Annotated in this window: 2 protein-coding genes; both read left to right on the forward strand. The window is 46.8% G+C overall.

Annotation, left to right across the window (positions count from 1 at the left end; genetic code table 11):
• The first annotated feature begins 12 nt into the window (after positions 1-12).
• Positions 13-4,506 (forward strand): amino acid adenylation domain-containing protein, encoded by a 4,494-nt coding sequence (locus MNQ98_RS08115; RefSeq protein WP_241932722.1) that lies wholly within the window; start codon positions 13-15, stop codon positions 4,504-4,506.
• Between the two features lie 33 nt (positions 4,507-4,539).
• Positions 4,540-21,645 (forward strand): non-ribosomal peptide synthetase, encoded by a 17,106-nt coding sequence (locus MNQ98_RS08120; protein WP_241932723.1) that lies wholly within the window; start codon positions 4,540-4,542, stop codon positions 21,643-21,645.
• Positions 21,646-21,702 lie beyond the last annotated feature (57 nt).

The following is a 21,702-nucleotide window of genomic DNA, read 5'->3' on the forward strand; positions in this document are numbered from 1 at the left end:
CCGATATTCGACATGAGCCAAAGAAGTGTCATAAACCCGACAATTGCAAATATCTATTCTCTTACCCCGATGCAGGAGGGGATGCTGTACCACAAGCTTGCGCACGGAGAATCGACCAGTTATGTCATTCAAAATAGATTTGAATCGAGCGGGTATATTTCCGAAGCAACAACTCAGCAGGCTTTAAAGCTCCTTTTCATGAGGTATGAGGTTCTGAGGACGTCAATCGTATTTGAGAAGCTGGAAGCTCCAAGGCAAGTAATCCTAAGGAACAGGGAAGCTGAATATGAACGAATCGATTTGTCAGAATTGTGCGAAGCGGAGCAAGTCAGCCGATTGGATGAGGTAGCTCGACTGGATGTCGAGCGTGGCTTTGATCTGCAGCGGGATTCTCTGCTACGAATCAAGCTTATCGCATTAGGTCATGACAGATACAAAATGATTTGGACATTCCATCATATCATCATAGACGGCTGGTGCTTGTCGCTGCTATACGGCGATTTTAAACGTTATTATGATTTGCTTGAAATCGGAAGAAGTATGAGTGATTTGGAACGGATGATCGCTGGCGAAAAAAAGCGGACCGCGGAATATGGCGAATACCTCCAATGGCTGGAAAGGCAGGATAAAGAACTTGGCCTTTCCTATTGGGAGGAGCTGTTAGCAGATTATGATGAAACAGCTGACATCAAGCCGATGAAAAAGCCCCAACCCGTTGATGAGCATGTGTTAGAGAGCCGTATCGTGATGTCCAAAGGACAAACGCAAAGCCTGCTAGATCTGGCCAGTTCCAACCATGTCACAATTAATACGGTTACAGAGGCTGCGTGGGGGATCGTTCTTCAGGCATATAGCGGGACCAAGGATGTGGTATTTGGGAAGATTGTGTCAGGTAGACATGCAGATATCAGGGGAATCGAACAGATCGTGGGCTTATTTATTTCGACCATCCCTACTAGAGTCAGATGTGAAGAAGATACAACTGTTTCGAAACTTCTGAATGAGCTGCAGATACAGGGGATGAAGGGTAATGAATATTCTTACTGTCCACTTCCGCAAATTATGGGATTGACGAAACAGAAGTCCGATTTGGTTAAAGTTTTGTATGTATTTGAAAATTACGAGTTCGAAGAAGTTTTACTGATGGACGATGAAGACGGGATTCAATTACAGTTCGAATCGTCTAGGGAAAAGGTTAATTATGCAATCGTTCTGGTTGCAAGTCTTGAAGATGGTTATTTGAATCTGAAGATCATGTACGACCCCAGTGTGTTCGTGAAGGACGAAATCGAGAGCGTACTATCCAAAGTGCAAACCGTTTTATTGTCTCTTACAGCCAATCCGGCAGGTAGGGTCTCTGCAATTGAGACGATTACCCCAGAGGAGAAGGCCAGAATCCTTGGTGAGTTCAACGACACGACTGTCGAATACCCAAGGGACCGAACGGTAGTGGATATGTTCGAGGAGCAGGTGAGAAAAACACCTGATCATATAGCAGTAGTATTCGAGGATGAGCAGCTTACTTATGCTGAGTTGAACCGAAAGGCCAACCAACTGGCAAGGAAACTGCGTAAGATGGGCGTTAAGCCGGATGACTTCGTTGCCATTCTGGCAGAGCGGAGTATCGAGATGATTGTAGCGATTTATGGAATTCTGAAAGCGGGAGGGGCTTATGTACCATTAGACCCTACCTTTCCAGAAGACAGAATCGCATTCATGCTCCAGGATTGTCAGCCCAAAGCCATTCTTGTCTATCAGGCAGACCTGAAACTTAATGCGGGTATGCCAATAATCGATCTCGCAGAGATGGAGAATTGGGATGGGGAGTCCACAAACCCGGAAAAGGTAAACCAACCTGAGGATTTAGCTTATGTAATCTACACTTCGGGAACAACGGGTACACCGAAAGGGGTCTTGGTTAAACACAGTGGCGTTGTATCCTTCAGAACCTATTTGCTGGATACATATAGAGTAACAGAGCAAGATAATATTCTACAGTTTGCAAACTATATATTTGATGCTTCGGTTTGGGAAATGACTCTTTCCTTATTGGTAGGAGCCAGGCTGACGCTTCCAACACAAGCTATCATTTCAGACATTAGAAGATTTAATGAATTTGTAAAGCAAAGTGGAATAACTATCACATTATTACCACCGCAGTTTTATCTGCAGACTGACCTGCCGAGCGTAAACATAATAACGACGGGAGGATCAGCCTCAAGTCCGGAAGTTATAAAAAAATCTGGCGGCAGAGGCAGATATATAAATGCATTCGGACCAACGGAAAATACAGTCCAGGCCACACACTGGGAATATGACGGGAAAAGTGAAATACCGGAAAGTATCCCGATAGGCAAACCGATTTCAAACTCACAGATATATATACTGAATGGAATGAGTTTGTGCGGAATAGGGATCCCGGGAGAACTATGTATAGCCGGCGCGGGCTTAGCAAGAGGTTATCTGAACAGACCTGAGCTGACAGCGGAGAAATTTATCGATAATCCTTTTGGAGAAGGTAAGCTGTATCGTTCGGGAGATTTGGCTAGATGGCTGCCCGACGGCAACATCGAATACCAGGGTCGGATCGACGAGCAGGTCAAGATCAGAGGCTTCCGGATTGAACTGGGTGAAATTGAAAGTGCCATGCGACTTATAGAAGGGATTGTGGATGTAGCTGTCATCGCTGTCAAAGACAAATCAGGAGATTCTGCGATCTGTGCTTATTTTGTATCCGACACAGAAATGAGCGAGTCCGCACTTAAGAAGAACCTTGGAGCGTCGTTGCCGGAATATATGATCCCTGCATATATCATGCAAATTGACAGCATTCCGGTCACAAGAAGCGGAAAGGTCGATAAGCGGGCACTTCCACAAATCGAAGTAACGAGTACACGTGAATATGTTGCGCCGAGAAACGAAATCGAAGAAACACTGTGTCAGGTCTTTAGTCAGGTGCTGGGTGTTGAAAGGGTTGGAGCGGAGGATAGCTTCTTTGAACTTGGCGGAGACTCCATCAAAGCGATCCGCATCGTATCGAAGATGAGAAGCGCAGGGTACAGCATCTCCATTAAGGAGATCATGGGCAAATATACGGTGGAAGCAATCGCTCACGCGGTTGAGGCAGTCAGCGAAAACCACTATGAGCAAAATGAAGTGACAGGACCCGTGATCCCGACACCGATCATAGAGGCGTTTGCGTTGTGGCAGCTTCCCGCCCCGCAGCATTTCAACCAGGACATCATGCTGGAGATCGATCTTGATGATGAAGCCCAAATTCAAAAGGTGCTCACAGCTTTGGCTGTTCATCATGATATCATCCGGTCGGTCTATCGGAAGGGCCGCCTTGAAATTCTGAGCAGCCGCGAAAGCAAATTGTATGAGTTTAAGGTGTTTGATGTCCGGGGTGAAGCGCATGTGAGGGACCGGATCGAAGCCGCCTGTACCGAACTGCAGAGTAGTATGGATTTGGAACGGGGACCCCTGATGAAAGCGGCACTGTTCCGAACCGCCGGGAGGAACCTCCTCTTCCTCTGCTTGCACCATTTGATTGTGGACGGCGTTTCTTGGCGCATCCTGCAGGAAGACTTAAGCACGGCCTTGCAACAGGTGAAGGAAGGCAGGAGCATCTGCTTGCCGGCCAAGACGGCCTCCTTCAAGGAATGGGCGGAAGCTCTGGAGGCCTATAAAAGCAGCCGGCAGCTTCAAAAAGAACGGACTTATTGGGAAAAGGTCATGTCACAGATGGAACAGGGCCATATTGCAATTGATGAATATACCGATGATACCGGATTTGCCAGCCTGGAGATCACCTTGAGTAAAGAAGAAACGGAGCAGTTGGTTCACCGGGCAGGCAGGGCATTTAACACTGAAATAAATGACCTGTTGATCAGCGCCATCGGTATGTCTGTACAAAGGCTGACTGGACAAGCCGTTGTGTCCGTTGGACTGGAAGGCCACGGCCGGGAAGAAATCCATACGAAGATGGAAATTGACCGGACAGTTGGCTGGTTTACAAGCATGTATCCGATTGTCATCGAATGTAATGAAGATCTGCACGAAATGATTGTAACGACAAAGGAAATGCTGCGGAAAGTTCCGAATCATGGCCTGGGATACGGGGTGCTGAAGCAGGAGCTTCCGGATCTCGCAGCTGACATCCATTTTAATTATTTAGGACAAATGGATGCAGAAGCGAAAGATCACAGGATCCTGTTTAATTCGAGCGGAAAAAGCGCAGCAGATGAGAACGCTATGTTCCGTAAGATCAACATTAGCGGAGGTATCCTGCAGGAAATGTTGAAATTCACTATCACTTATGACAGAAGCAAATACTCAGCAAAAATAATGGGGCGTTTTGCCTCGATGCTTCAGGATTCCATGCGCACAATCATCCTGCATTGTTTGACAATGGATGAAGTTGCGGTGACCCTTTCGGACACGCATGCTTCAGATCTGTCTGAGGACGATTTGCAACTGATCAACTCTCTTTTTGATATCGAGTGAAATTACAATCGATAAAGGTGGCCGATATTCGACATGAGCCAAAGAAGTGTCATAAACCCGACAATTGCAAATATCTATTCTCTTACCCCGATGCAGGAGGGGATGCTGTACCACAAGCTTGCGCACGGAGAATCGACCAGTTATGTCATTCAAAATAGATTTGAATCGAGCGGGTATATTTCCGAAGCAACAACTCAGCAGGCTTTAAAGCTCCTTTTCATGAGGTATGAGGTTCTGAGGACGTCAATCGTATTTGAGAAGCTGGAAGCTCCAAGGCAAGTAATCCTAAGGAACAGGGAAGCTGAATATGAACGAATCGATTTGTCAGAATTGTGCGAAGCGGAGCAAGTCAGCCGATTGGATGAGGTAGCTCGACTGGATGTCGAGCGTGGCTTTGATCTGCAGCGGGATTCTCTGCTACGAATCAAGCTTATCGCATTAGGTCATGACAGATACAAAATGATTTGGACATTCCATCATATCATCATAGACGGCTGGTGCTTGTCGCTGCTATACGGCGATTTTAAACGTTATTATGATTTGCTTGAAATCGGAAGAAGTATGAGTGATTTGGAACGGATGATCGCTGGCGAAAAAAAGCGGACCGCGGAATATGGCGAATACCTCCAATGGCTGGAAAGGCAGGATAAAGAACTTGGCCTTTCCTATTGGGAGGAGCTGTTAGCAGATTATGATGAAACAGCTGACATCAAGCCGATGAAAAAGCCCCAACCCGTTGATGAGCATGTGTTAGAGAGCCGTATCGTGATGTCCAAAGGACAAACGCAAAGCCTGCTAGATCTGGCCAGTTCCAACCATGTCACAATTAATACGGTTACAGAGGCTGCGTGGGGGATCGTTCTTCAGGCATATAGCGGGACCAAGGATGTGGTATTTGGGAAGATTGTGTCAGGTAGACATGCAGATATCAGGGGAATCGAACAGATCGTGGGCTTATTTATTTCGACCATCCCTACTAGAGTCAGATGTGAAGAAGATACAACTGTTTCGAAACTTCTGAATGAGCTGCAGATACAGGGGATGAAGGGTAATGAATATTCTTACTGTCCACTTCCGCAAATTATGGGATTGACGAAACAGAAGTCCGATTTGGTTAAAGTTTTGTATGTATTTGAAAATTACGAGTTCGAAGAAGTTTTACTGATGGACGATGAAGACGGGATTCAATTACAGTTCGAATCGTCTAGGGAAAAGGTTAATTATGCAATCGTTCTGGTTGCAAGTCTTGAAGATGGTTATTTGAATCTGAAGATCATGTACGACCCCAGTGTGTTCGTGAAGGACGAAATCGAGAGCGTACTATCCAAAGTGCAAACCGTTTTATTGTCTCTTACAGCCAATCCGGCAGGTAGGGTCTCTGCAATTGAGACGATTACCCCAGAGGAGAAGGCCAGAATCCTTGGTGAGTTCAACGACACGACTGTCGAATACCCAAGGGACCGAACGGTAGTGGATATGTTCGAGGAGCAGGTGAGAAAAACACCTGATCATATAGCAGTAGTATTCGAGGATGAGCAGCTTACTTATGCTGAGTTGAACCGAAAGGCCAACCAACTGGCAAGGAAACTGCGTAAGATGGGCGTTAAGCCGGATGACTTCGTTGCCATTCTGGCAGAGCGGAGTATCGAGATGATTGTAGCGATTTATGGAATTCTGAAAGCGGGAGGGGCTTATGTACCGTTAGACCCTACCTTTCCAGAGGACAGAATCGCATTCATGCTCCAGGATAGCCAGCCCAAAGCCATTCTTGTCTATCAGGCAGACCTGAAATTTAATGCGGGTATGCCAATAATCGATCTCGCAGAGAGGGAGAATTGGGAGGGGGAGTCCACAAACCCGGGAAAGGTAAACCAACCTGAGGATTTAGCTTATGTAATCTACACTTCGGGAACAACGGGTACACCGAAAGGGGTCTTGGTTAAACACAGTGGCGTTGTATCCTTCAGAACCTATTTACTGGATACATATAGAGTAACAGAGCAAGATAATATTCTACAGTTTGCAAACTATATATTTGATGCTTCGGTTACGGAAATGACTCTTTCCTTATTGGTAGGAGCCAGGCTGACGCTTCCAACACAAGCTATCATTTCAGACATTAGAAGATTTAATGAATTTGTAAAGCAAAGTGGAATAACTATGACAGTATTACCACCGCAGTTTTATCTGCTGACTGATCTACCGAGCGTAAACGTAATAACGACGGCAGGATCGACCTCAAGTCCAGAAGTTATAAAAAAATCTGGCGGCAGAGGCAGATATATAAATGCATTCGGACCAACGGAAAATACAGTCCAGGCCACACACTGGGAATATGACGGAAAAAGTGAAATACCGGAAAGTATCCCGATAGGCAAACCGATTTCAAACTCACAGATATATATACTGAATGGAATGAGTTTGTGCGGAATAGGGGTCCCGGGAGAACTGTGTATAGCCGGCGCTGGCTTAGCAAGAGGTTATCTGAACAGACCTGAGCTGACAGCGGAGAAATTTATCGATAATCCTTTTGGAGAAGGTAAGCTGTATCGTTCGGGAGACTTGGCTAGATGGCTGCCCGACGGCAACATCGAATACCAGGGTCGGATCGACGAGCAGGTCAAAATCAGAGGCTTCCGGATTGAACTGGGTGAAATTGAAAGTGCCATGCGACATATAGAAGGGATTGTGGATGTAGCTGTCATCGCTGCCAAAGACAAATCAGGAGATTCTGCGATCTGTGCTTATTTTGTATCCGACACAGAAATGAGCGAGTCCGCACTTAAGAAGAACCTTGGAGCGTCGTTGCCGGAATATATGATCCCTGCATACTTCATGCAAATTGACAGCATTCCGGTCACAAGAAGCGGAAAGGTCGATAAGCGGGCACTTCCAGAAATCGAAGTAACGAGTACACGTGAATATGTTGCGCCGAGAAACGAAATCGAAGAAACACTGTGTCAGGTCTTTAGTCAGGTGCTGGGTGTTGAAAGGGTTGGCGCGGAGGATAGCTTCTTTGAACTTGGCGGAGACTCCATCAAAGCGATCCGCATCGTATCGAAGATGAGAAGCGCAGGGTACAGCATCTCCATTAAGGAGATCATGGGCAAATATACGGTGGAAGCGATCGCTCACGCGGTTGAGGCAGTCAGCGAAAACCACTATGAGCAAAATGAAGTGACAGGACCCGTGATCCCGACACCGATCATAGAGGCGTTTGCGTTGTGGCAGCTTCCCGCCCCGCAGCATTTCAACCAGGACATCATGCTGGAGATCGATCTTGATGATGAAGCCCAAATTCAAAAGGTGCTCACAGCTTTGGCTGTTCATCATGATATCATCCGGTCGGTCTATCGGAAGGGCCGCCTTGAAATTCTGAGCAGCCGCGAAAGCAAATTGTATGAGTTTAAGGTGTTTGATGTCCGGGGTGAAGCGCATGTGAGGGACCGGATCGAAGCCGCCTGTACCGAACTGCAGAGTAGTATGGATTTGGAACGGGGACCCCTGATGAAAGCGGCACTGTTCCGAACCGCCGGGAGGAACCTCCTCTTCCTCTGCTTGCACCATTTGATTGTGGACGGCGTTTCTTGGCGCATCCTGCAGGAAGACTTAAGCACGGCCTTGCAACAGGTGAAGGAAGGCAGGAGCATCTGCTTGCCGGCCAAGACGGCCTCCTTCAAGGAATGGGCGGAAGCTCTGGAGGCCTATAAAAGCAGCCGGCAGCTTCAAAAAGAACGGACTTATTGGGAAAAGGTCATGTCACAGATGGAACAGGGCCATATTGCAATTGATGAATATACCGATGATACCGGATTTGCCAGCCTGGAGATCACCTTGAGTAAAGAAGAAACGGAGCAGTTGGTTCACCGGGCAGGAAGGGCATTTAACACTGAAATAAATGACCTGTTGATCAGCGCCATCGGTATGTCTGTACAAAGGCTGACTGGACAAGCTGTTGTGTCCGTTGGACTGGAGGGCCACGGCCGGGAAGAAATCCATACGAAGATGGAAATTGACCGGACAGTTGGCTGGTTTACAAGCATGTATCCGATTGTCATCGAATGTAATGAAAATCTGCACGAAATGATTGTAGCAACAAAGGAAATGCTGCGGAAAGTTCCGAATCATGGCCTGGGATACGGGGTTCTGAAGCAGGAGCTTCCGGATCTCTCGGCTGACATCCAGTTTAATTATTTAGGACAAATGGATGCCGAGGCTAAAGACGGTAAGCTGAGCTTCTTTTCCGCAGGAAAAAGCTCAGCAGATGAAAATATCTTACCGGGAAAAGTGAGCTTTAACGGATATATTTCCGGGGGCCGGCTCAGCCTGACCTTAGCCTATGACAAAGACCTGTATTCTGGCGTACGGATGGAAAAGTTCACATCCCTGTACAAACAAAGTCTGCTTGAGATCATTGAGTATTGTCTCCTGCAAAAGGAAACGGTCAAGACCCCTTCGGATTATTCTGTATCCGATTTAACGGGCAAGGATTTATCCGTTATACAGAACCGTTTCGAGAGAACGTCGCGGATCGAGGATATTTACGCCCTTACCCCACTGCAGGGGGGGATGCTATTCCACGACATTGCCGATAAGGAATCCACGAATTATATCATCCAGAGTATATTTTCTATCGGAAGCGATGTTGAAGAAGAATATATTAAGCAGGCCCTGCAATTGCTTGCCCTGAGGCATGATGTATTGCGAACGGCGATTGTGCACGAAAACCTCTCCAAGCCGAGACAGGTGCTGCTGCATGACAGGGAAATCGGGTATGAAAGAACGGATCTGTCGGGACTTGAGCAACCTGAGCAAGCGGAAAGAATCGCCGCCATAGCGGAAGGCCATATCAAACGTGGATTTAGCTTGGAGCAAGATCCGCTGCTACGGGTTCATTATCTTAGGATTAGCGAAGGCACTCACAAATTGATTTGGAATCATCACCATATCATCTTGGACGGCTGGTGCTTGTCCTTGCTGTACGGAGATTTCAACAAATTCTATAGGATGTTGAACGAAGGCAGCAGCCGGGATGTTCTGGAACAGATGGTGATGGAGGAAAAGAAACAGAACGCTTCCTATGGGGAGTATATCGAATGGCTGGAGAAGCAGGATCAGGAACTAGGGCTGTCCTATTGGGAGAAGTTGCTGAGCGATTATGAGGAAACGGCCGAGATCAAACCGGTGACGAAGCCCCCAGTAACGGAGCTGCAAGTTCAGCGGGAAGTCGTCAAGGTAGCTGGCGAGACCAGTAAAATGCTTTTCCAGGCCGCCGCGACCCATCAATTGACTGCCAATACTTTGGTAGAGGCTGCATGGGGAATCGTTTTGCAGGTATACAGCGGTACCAGGGATGTCGTATTTGGGAAAATTGTTTCAGGTCGTCAGGCAAATGTGCGAGGCATCGAGAGTATTATCGGATTGTTTATCAATACCATTCCGACCAGAGTCAAAGGCAGCGAGGACATGACCGTAATGGAGCTGCTCAAGAATCTCCAGAAGCAAGGGATCGAGAGCGACCCATATTCATATTGCTCCCTCGCTGAAATTCAGTCTTCAAGCCAGCAGAAGAATCACCTGATCAAAGTGCTTTATGTATATGAAAACTACTTTATTGATGAAGAAAAGCTGAAGGCTGGGGAAGGCGGGCTCTCGTTTAAACTGGAGTCGTCCAGAGAGCAGACCAACTACGACATAACTTTGTGTGCGTATCAAGATGAAGAGCGTCTGGTATTTGATCTTCTTTATAATCCTAATGTATATGCCAAGGAAGAAATTCTGAGCATTCTAGCAAGAATTGAAAAAGTGTTGCAGGCCATTGGTGAAAATCCTAACCGGAAATTGTCCGAGATCGAGACGATTACCGAACAGGAGAAACTCCAAATCCTCAGCGGATTCAATGATACGGCTGTTGAGTATGCACGAGATCGGACCGTCGTAGATTTGTTTGAGGAGCAGGTGATAAAAACACCTGATCATATAGCAGTAGTATTCGAGGATGAGCAGCTTACTTATGCTGAGTTGAACCGAAAGGCCAACCAACTGGCAAGGAAACTGCGTAAGATGGGCGTTAAGCCGGATGACTTCGTTGCCATTCTGGCAGAGCGGAGTATCGAGATGATTGTAGCGATTTATGGAATTCTGAAAGCGGGAGGGGCTTATGTACCGTTAGACCCTACCTTTCCAGAGGACAGAATCGCATTCATGCTCCAGGATAGCCAGCCCAAAGTCATTCTTGTCTACCAGGCAGACCTGGAATTTAACGCGGGTATGCCAATAATCGATCTCGCAGAGAGAGAGAATTGGGGTGGGGTGTCTACAAACCCGAAAAAGATAAACCAACCTGAGGATTTAGCTTATGTAATCTACACTTCGGGAACAACGGGTACACCGAAAGGGGTCTTGGTTAAGCACAGTGGCGTTGCATCTTTGAGAACCCATTTGCTGGATACATATAGAGTAACAGAGCAAGATAATATTCTACAGTTTGCAAACTATATATTTGATGCTTCGGTTTGGGAAATGACTCTTTCCTTATTGGTAGGAGCCAGGCTGACGCTTCCAACACAAGCTATCATTTCAGACATTAGAAGATTTAATGAATTTGTAAAGCAAAGTGGAATAACTATGACAGTATTACCACCGCAGTTTTATCTGCTGACTGACCTACCGAGCGTAAACGTAATAACGACGGCAGGATCAGCCTCAAGTCCGGAAGTTATAAAAAAATCTGGCGGCAGAGGCAGATATATAAATGCATTCGGACCAACGGAAAATACAGTCCAGGCCACACACTGGGAATATGACGGGAAAAGTGAAATACCGGAAAGTATCCCGATAGGCAAACCGATTTCAAACTCACAGATATATATACTGAATGGAATGAGTTTGTGCGGAATAGGGGTCCCGGGAGAACTGTGTATAGCCGGCGCGGGCTTAGCAAGAGGTTATCTGAACAGACCTGAGCTAACAGCGGAGAAATTTATCGATAATCCTTTTGGAGAAGGTAAGCTGTATCGTTCGGGAGACTTGGCTAGATGGCTGCCCGACGGCAACATCGAATACCAGGGTCGGATCGACGAGCAGGTCAAAATCAGAGGCTTCCGGATTGAACTGGGTGAAATTGAAAGTGCCATGCGACATATAGAAGGGATTGTGGATGTAGCTGTCATCGCTGCCAAAGACAAATCAGGAGATTCTGCGATCTGTGCTTATTTTGTATCCGACACAGAAATGAGCGAGTCCGCACTTAAGAAGAACCTTGGAGCGTCGTTGCCGGAATATATGATCCCTGCATACTTCATGCAAATTGACAGCATTCCGGTCACAAGAAGCGGAAAGGTCGATAAGCGGGCACTTCCAGAAATCGAAGTAACGAGTACACGTGAATATGTTGCGCCGAGAAACGAAATCGAAGAAACACTGTGTCAGGTCTTTAGTCAGGTGCTGGGTGTTGAAAGGGTTGGCGCGGAGGATAGCTTCTTTGAACTTGGCGGAGACTCCATCAAAGCGATCCGCATCGTATCGAAGATGAGAAGCGCAGGGTACAGCATCTCCATTAAGGAGATCATGGGCAAATATACGGTGGAAGCGATCGCTCACGCGGTTGAGGCAGTCAGCGAAAACCACTATGAGCAAAATGAAGTGACAGGACCCGTGATCCCGACACCGATCATAGAGGCGTTTGCGTTGTGGCAGCTTCCCGCCCCGCAGCATTTCAACCAGGACATCATGCTGGAGATCGATCTTGATGATGAAGCCCAAATTCAAAAGGTGCTCACTGCTTTGGCTGTTCATCATGATATCATCCGGTCGGTCTATCGGAAGGGCCGCCTTGAAATTCTGAGCAGCCGCGAAAGCAAATTGTATGAGTTTAAGGTGTTTGATGTCCGGGGTGAAGCGCATGTGAGGGACCGGATCGAAGCCGCCTGTACCGGGCTGCAGAGTAGTATGGATTTGGAACGGGGACCCCTGATGAAAGCGGCACTGTTCCGAACCGCCGGGAGGAACCTCCTCTTCCTCTGCTTGCACCATTTGATTGTGGACGGCGTTTCTTGGCGCATCCTGCAGGAAGACTTAAGCACGGCTTTGCAACAGGTGAAGGAAGGCAGGAGCATCTGCTTGCCGGCCAAGACGGCCTCCTTCAAGGAATGGGCGGAAGCTCTGGAGGCCTATAAAAGCAGCCGGCAGCTTCAAAAAGAACGGACTTATTGGGAAAAGGTCATGTCACAGATGGAACAGGGCCATATTGCAATTGATGAATATACCGATGATACCGGATTTGCCAGCCTGGAGATTACCTTGAGTAAAGAAGAAACGGAGCAGTTGGTTCACCGGGCAGGCAGGGCATTTAACACTGAAATAAATGACCTGCTGATCAGCGCCATCGGTATGTCTGTACAAAGGCTGACTGGACAAGCCGTTGTGTCCGTTGGACTGGAAGGCCACGGCCGGGAAGAAATCCATACGAAGATGGAAATTGACCGGACAGTTGGCTGGTTTACAAGCATGTATCCGATTGTCATCGAATGTAATGAAGATCTGCACGAAATGATTGTAACGACAAAGGAAATGCTGCGGAAAGTTCCGAATCATGGCCTGGGATACGGGGTGCTGAAGCAGGAGCTTCCGGATCTCGCAGCTGACATCCAGTTTAATTATTTAGGACAAATGGATGCCGAGGCCAAAGACGGTAAGCTGAGCTTCTTTTCCGCAGGAAAAAGCTCAGCAGATGAAAATATCTTACCGGGAAAAGTAAGCTTTAACGGATATATTTCCGGGGGCCGGCTCAGCCTGACCTTAGCCTATGACAAAGGCCTGTACTCTGGCGTACGGATGGAAAAGTTCACATCCCTGTACAAACAAAGTCTGCTTGAGATCATTGAGTATTGTCTCCTGCTAAAGGAAACGGTCAAGACCCCTTCGGATTATTCTGTATCCGATTTAACGGGCAAGGATTTATCCGTTATACAGAACCGTTTCGAGAGAACGTCGCGGATTGAGGATATTTACGCCCTTACCCCACTGCAGGGGGGGATGCTATTCCACGACATTGCCGATAAGGAATCCACGAATTATATCATCCAGAGCATATTTTCTATCGGAAGCGATGTTGAAGAAGAATATATTAAGCAGGCCCTGCAATTGCTTGCCCTGAGGCATGATGTATTGCGAACGGCGATTGTGCACGAAAACCTCTCCAAGCCAAGACAGGTGCTGCTGCATGACAGGGAAATCGGGTATGAAAGAACGGATCTGTCGGGACTTGAGCAACCTGAGCAAGCGGAAAGAATCGCCGCCATAGCGGAAGGCCATATCAAACGTGGATTTAACTTGGAGCAAGATCCGCTGCTACGGGTTCAATACCTTAGAGCTAGCGAGGGCACTCACAAATTGATTTGGAATTATCACCATATCATCTTGGACGGCTGGTGCTTGTCCTTGCTGTACGGAGATTTCAACAGATTCTATAGGATGTTGAACGAAGGCAGCAGCCGGGATGATCTGGAACAGATGGTGATGGAGGAAAAGAAACAGAACGCTTCCTATGGGGAGTATATCGAATGGCTGGAGAAGCAGGATCAGGAACTAGGGCTGTCCTATTGGGAGAAGTTGCTGAGTGATTATGAGGAAACGGCCGAGATCAAACCGGTGACGAAGCCCCCAGTAACGGAGCTGCAAGTTCAGCGGGAAGTCGTCAAGGTAGCTGGCGAGACCAGTAAAATGCTATTCCAGGCCGCCGCGACCCATCAATTGACTGCCAATACTTTGGTAGAGGCTGCATGGGGAATCGTTTTGCAGGCATACAGCGGTACCAGGGATGTCGTATTTGGGAAAATTGTTTCAGGTCGTCAGGCAAATGTGCGAGGCATCGAGAGCATTATCGGATTGTTTATCAATACCATTCCGACCAGAGTCAAAGGCAGCGAGGACATGACCGCAATGGAGCTGCTCAAGAACCTTCAGAAGCAAGGGATCGAGAGCGACCCATATTCATATTGCTCCCTCGCTGAAATTCAGTCTTCAAGCCAGCAGAAGAATCACCTGATCAAAGTGCTTTATGTATATGAAAACTACTTTATTGATGAAGAAAAGCTGAAGGTTGGGGAAGGCGGGCTCTCGTTTAAACTGGAGTCGTCCAGAGAGCAGACCAACTACGACATAACTTTGTGTGCGTATCAAGATGAAGAGCGTCTGGTATTTGATCTTCTTTATAATCCTAATGTATATGCCAAGGAAGAAATTCTGAGCATTCTAGCAAGAATTGAAAAAGTGTTGCAGGCCATTGGTGAAAATCCTAACCGGAAATTGTCCGAGATCGAGACGATTACCGAACAGGAGAAACTCCAAATCCTCAGCGAATTCAATGATACGGCTGTTGAGTATGCACGAGACCGGACTGTCGTAGATGTGTTTGAAGAGCAGGTTAGGAAATTCCCTGAAAAAACGGCAGTTGCTTTTGGGGAGCAGCTAATGACTTATGCTGAACTGAACCAAAAGGCCAATCAACTGGCAGGCAAACTGCGTGAGTTAGGTGTAAAACCAGATGATCTTGTAGCTATTTTAGTTGAGCGTAGAATTGAGACGATTATCGGTATTTGCGGAATTCTAAAAGCAGGAGGGGCTTATGTCCCAATCGATCCGATGTATCCGGAAGATCGAATTCAGTATATCTTGAAGGACTGCCAGTCTAAAGTGGTGCTCATTTGCAACTCAGAACTCGAAACGGAATTATCTGTCATAGATCTTGCAGATCATAAGATTTGGGAAGGTGCGGCAAATAATCCGGTAAATGTGAATAAATCTGGGGATTTAGCGTATTGCATCTATACTTCTGGCACAACCGGTAAGCCGAAAGGCAGCCTGATCGAGCATAAAAGCATCATTCGATTGGTCACGAATACTAACTATGTGGAACTGGATGAAAAGAGAGTAATCTTGCAAACGGGATCTATGTCCTTTGACGCATCCACGTTTGAAATGTGGGGAGCACTCCTTCATGGGGGGACTCTGGTGCTTGCATCTCAGGAGGTAATCACCGACAACAAGAGTCTGAAAGAGCACATACTCCGTTATCAAGTGAGCACGATGTGGATTACAGCATCTTTGTACAACTTAATGATTCAGACGGATGTCGAGATGTTTGACAGTCTAAACGAATTGTTGATTGGTGGAGAGAGGCTCTCGGAAGAACATGTGAGAATGTTAAAAAACCGGAAGAATCAGGTTAAATTGATCAACGGTTACGGGCCGACAGAAAACACAACATTTACAACAACTTATGAAATTCCTGAGTGCTTTGAGCTGATTCCGATCGGCAAACCGATTGCCAATACGCAAGTCTACATTCTAAATCAGAATAGACTCTGCGGAATTGGTATCCCCGGGGAGCTCTGCATCGCGGGCGATGGTCTGATGAGAGGATACCTGAACAAGCCGGAATTAACAGCCGAGAAGTTGATCACCAATCCGTTTGGAGCCGGCAAACTGTATCGTACCGGAGATTTGGCAAGATGGTTGCCTAATGGAAACATTGAATACTTAGGACGAATTGACGAACAGGTTAAGATCAGGGGCTTCCGAATTGAGCTGGGTGAAATCGAAAGTACACTCAGAAAGATCGATTTGATGCAAGATGCGGTTGTGCTTGCACAAGAAGATACTTCGGGAGAGATGGCCCTCTTCGCTTATCTGGTATCCGATACGCCGATCCGCTTGCCGGATATCCGGGATACTCTTAACAAAATATTGCCTTCTTACATGATTCCGGCTCATATGATGCAGATCGACAGTATTCCGGTCACTCCAAATGGAAAGTTGGACAGAAGAGCACTTCCGGAGATAGTAGCAAGCAGCCAACACGAATATGTTGCGCCGAGAAACGAAATCGAAGAAACGCTGTGTCAGGTCTTTAGTCAGGTGCTGGGTGTTGAAAGGGTTGGCGCGGAGGATAGCTTCTTTGAACTTGGCGGAGATTCCATCAAAGCGATCCGCATCGTATCGAAGATGAGAAGCGCAGGGTACAGCATCTCCGTTAAGGAGATCATGGGCAAATATACGGTGGAAGCGATCGCTCACGCGGTTGAGGCAGTCAGCGAAAACCACTATGAGCAAAATGAAGTGACAGGACCCGTGATCCCGACACCGATCATAGAGGCGTTTGCGTTGTGGCAGCTTCCCGCCCCGCAGCATTTCAACCAGGACATCATGCTGGAGATCGATCTTGATGATGAAGCCCAAATTCAAAAGGTGCTCACAGCTTTGGCTGTTCATCATGATATCATCCGGTCGGTCTATCGGAAGGGCCGCCTTGAAATTCTGAGCAGCCGCGAAAGCAAATTGTATGAGTTTAAGGTGTTTGATGTCCGGGGTGAAGCGCATGTGAGGGACCGGATCGAAGCCGCCTGTACCGGGCTGCAGAGTAGTATGGATTTGGAACGGGGACCCCTGATGAAAGCGGCACTGTTCCGAACCGCCGGGAGGAACCTCCTCTTCCTCTGCTTGCACCATTTGATTGTGGACGGCGTTTCTTGGCGCATCCTGCAGGAAGACTTAAGGACGGCTTTGCAACAGGTGAAGGAAGGCAGGAGCATCTGCTTGCCGGCCAAGACGGCCTCCTTCAAGGAATGGGCGGAAGCTCTGGAGGCCTATAAAAGCAGCCGGCAGCTTCAAAAAGAACGGACTTATTGGGAAAAGGTCATGTCACAGATGGAACAGGGCCATATTGCAATTGATGAATATACCGATGATACCGGATTTGCCAGCCTGGAGATTACCTTGAGTAAAGAAGAAACGGAGCAGTTGGTTCACCGGGCAGGCAGGGCATTTAACACTGAAATAAATGACCTGCTGATCAGCGCCATCGGTATGTCTGTACAAAGGCTGACTGGACAAGCCGTTGTGTCCGTTGGACTGGAAGGCCACGGCCGGGAAGAAATCCATACGAAGATGGAAATTGACCGGACAGTTGGCTGGTTTACAAGCATGTATCCGATTGTCATCGAATGTAATGAAGATCTGCACGAAATGATTGTAACGACAAAGGAAATGCTGCGGAAAGTTCCGAATCATGGCCTGGGATACGGGGTGCTGAAGCAGGAGCTTCCGGATCTCGCAGCTGACATCCAGTTTAATTATTTAGGACAAATGGATGCCGAGGCCAAAGACGGTAAGCTGAGCTTCTTTTCCGCAGGAAAAAGCTCAGCAGATGAAAATATCTTACCGGGAAAAGTAAGCTTTAACGGATATATTTCCGGGGGCCGGCTCAGCCTGACCTTAGCCTATGACAAAGGCCTGTACTCTGGCGTACGGATGGAAAAGTTCACATCCCTGTACAAACAAAGTCTGCTTGAGATCATTGAGTATTGTCTCCTGCTAAAGGAAACAGTGAAGACCCCTTCGGATTATTCTGTATCCGATTTAACGGGCAAGGATTTATCCGTTATACAGAACCGTTTCGAGAGAACGTCGCGGATTGAGGATATTTACGCCCTTACCCCACTGCAGGGGGGGATGCTATTCCACGACATTGCCGATAAGGAATCCACGAATTATATCATCCAGAGCATATTTTCTATCGGAAGCGATGTTGAAGAAGAATATATTAAGCAGGCCCTGCAATTGCTTGCCCTGAGGCATGATGTATTGCGAACGGCGATTGTGCACGAAAACCTCTCCAAGCCAAGACAGGTGCTGCTGCATGACAGGGAAATCGGGTATGAAAGAACGGATCTGTCGGGACTTGAGCAACCTGAGCAAGCGGAAAGAATCGCCGCCATAGCGGAAGGCCATATCAAACGTGGATTTAACTTGGAGCAAGATCCGCTGCTACGGGTTCAATACCTTAGAGCTAGCGAGGGCACTCACAAATTGATTTGGAATTATCACCATATCATCTTGGACGGCTGGTGCTTGTCCTTGCTGTACGGAGATTTCAACAGATTCTATAGGATGTTGAACGAAGGCAGCAGCCGGGATGATCTGGAACAGATGGTGATGGAGGAAAAGAAACAGAACGCTTCCTATGGGGAGTATATCGAATGGCTGGAGAAGCAGGATCAGGAACTAGGGCTGTCCTATTGGGAGAAGTTGCTGAGTGATTATGAGGAAACGGCCGAGATCAAACCGGTGACGAAGCCCCCAGTAACGGAGCTGCAAGTTCAGCGGGAAGTCGTCAAGGTAGCTGGCGAGACCAGTAAAATGCTATTCCAGGCCGCCGCGACCCATCAATTGACTGCCAATACTTTGGTAGAGGCTGCATGGGGAATCGTTTTGCAGGCATACAGCGGTACCAGGGATGTCGTATTTGGGAAAATTGTTTCAGGTCGTCAGGCAAATGTGCGAGGCATCGAGAGCATTATCGGATTGTTTATCAATACCATTCCGACCAGAGTCAAAGGCAGCGAGGACATGACCGCAATGGAGCTGCTCAAGAACCTTCAGAAGCAAGGGATCGAGAGCGACCCATATTCATATTGCTCCCTCGCTGAAATTCAGTCTTCAAGCCAGCAGAAGAATCACCTGATCAAAGTGCTTTATGTATATGAAAACTACTTTATTGATGAAGAAAAGCTGAAGGTTGGGGAAGGCGGGCTCTCGTTTAAACTGGAGTCGTCCAGAGAGCAGACCAACTACGACATAACTTTGTGTGCGTATCAAGATGAAGAGCGTCTGGTATTTGATCTTCTTTATAATCCTAATGTATATGCCAAGGAAGAAATTCTGAGCATTCTAGCAAGAATTGAAAAAGTGTTGCAGGCCATTGGTGAAAATCCTAACCGGAAATTGTCCGAGATCGAGACGATTACCGAACAGGAGAAACTCCAAATCCTCAGCGAATTCAATGATACGGCTGTTGAGTATGCACGAGACCGGACTATCGTAGATTTATTTGAGGAGCAGGTTAAGAAAACACCTGATGAGATTGCAGTCGTTTTTCAGGAAGATCGACTGACGTATGCGGAACTAAACCGGAAAGTTAATCAAGTAGCATGGAAACTCCGCAGACTGGGGATAAGACCAGATGACCGAGTCGCCATCATGACCGAGCGTAGTATCGAGATGATCGTCGGGATCTATGGAATCATGAAGGCGGGCGGTGCCTATGTACCGATAGATCCTACTTTTCCAGAAGAGCGTATCCAGTTTATTCTGGAGGATTGTCGACCCAAAGCGGTGCTTCTTTACAAAACGGATTTAAATACTGAACTTTCTGTTCTCGATCTTGCAGACCGTTCGATTTGGGAAAGTATGTATGAAGATCTGGATAAAGTAAACAAGCCCGATGATTTGGCCTATGTCATTTATACCTCGGGAACTACTGGTCAGCCTAAGGGTGTCATGCTGCAGCATCAGGGCATTACAGCCATGCGTATCTATCTGAAGAATCTATACCAAGTAACCGATCAAGACAACGTTCTGCAATTTTCCAACTATGTCTTTGACGCTGCAGTGTGGGAAATGACGTTGTCACTCCTGCTTGGTGCAAGGTTGACGTTAATCACGAAAGAGATAATTGCGGACACCGGAAGATTTAATGAGTTTGTGAACCAGAGTGGCATCACGTTGACCTTGTTGCCGCCACAGTACTATTTGCAGACTCAGCTTACAGGTTTGAAGGTACTCACGACCGGCGGTTCGGCATCAAATGCAGCAATTATTCAAAAGGCGGGCAGCCTTTGCAGATATGTCAATGCCTATGGACCGACAGAAAACACAGTACTAGCTACGCACTGGGAATATGACGGAAAGAGTGACATCCCGCATCCGGTCCCGATAGGCCGGCCGATCTCTAATGTACAAGCCTATATTATGAACGGAATGAATTTATGCGGAATCGGGATACCAGGTGAATTGTGTTTTGCAGGAGATGGTATAGCTCGAGGGTACCTGAATATGCCGGAATTAACAGCCGAAAAATTTATTGCCAATCCATTTGGAGCCGGCAAACTATATCGGAGCGGAGACTTGGCCCGATGGCTGCCTGATGGAAACATCGAATATCTAGGACGAATCGACGAGCAGGTCAAGATCAGAGGGTTCCGAATTGAGTTGGCTGAAATCGAAAGTGTGATGCGTAAGCTGGAACACATCGTTGATGCAGTGGTAATCGCAAGAAAAGATGACCGTGAAGACAAAACTATTCAAGCCTATGTGATATCCGATGTTCAGGTTAATCCGACCGAGATCAAGAATGCACTCAAAGGTGTACTACCAGGATACATGATTCCTGCCTTTATCATGCAGATTGATAGTCTTCCAGTTACCAGAAGCGGCAAGTTGGATAAAAATGCATTGCCTATGCCTGACTTAGATCTCTTCCGTAAGACCAATCGATTTGTGGCTGCTAATAATGAATGTGAACATATCCTGAGTAATATCTGGAGAAGTATACTTCATTTCAACGAAATCGGCATTGACGATAACTTTTTCGATTTAGGTGGAAATTCCTTGCTGATCACCGTCATGCTTTCACAAATTGAAGAGCAGTACCCTGGGATTGTAAAAGTTGGTGATGTATTTGCAAATCCAACCATTGCACAGCTTGCCGCACATATTGAAATGAGCAGTTTGGAAACTATGTCTTGCTCGCAGATTTCGTTCCCTGATTCTTACTTTAAACAGTCCAACAAAGTGCTTCATGATTCTATCATCAGATTCACGGACAGCGGAAGCTTGTATCAGAGTATTAAAGCAATGCATGATACCGATGAATTCAAACTATATGAATTTCTGTTGTTCTCTTACAGCTATTTGTTGTTTGATGCGACTGGCCAGCAACAACTTGCGGTATGTACTGTCAATCAAAAGGACTACGTCTCCTTTGAAGTAAAAGCTGAAGAAGACCTGAATGTTCTTATGGAGACTGTCCATCAGAATTATCAGGATGCGACTAAATTCCAGAGAGCGAAGATCCACATCAAAAGCACGGAAAAAGGTTTGATGCCAATTTTTCTCTACCGATTCAGTGGTAACGAATTATACAAGGACTATTATGATTTCTCCCTTTCCTTTGATATTGGAGAAGATTCCGTCACATTTGCTGCCGAGGTTTTTAACAAAAAAGTTTCTGAGCAAAAGCTAGAAGAGTTATTGAGGGGATTGATTCAAATCGTCCAATACCTGTTGGAATATGCATAAAAAAAATGTGAAGGGTGGGTAGACTAGCCCATACGATTTATGGGCTAGTCACTAAAT

Origin of the sequence: Paenibacillus sp. N3/727 (assembly GCF_022637315.1) — a bacterium.
GTDB lineage: Bacteria > Bacillota > Bacilli > Paenibacillales > Paenibacillaceae > Paenibacillus_AQ > Paenibacillus_AQ uliginis.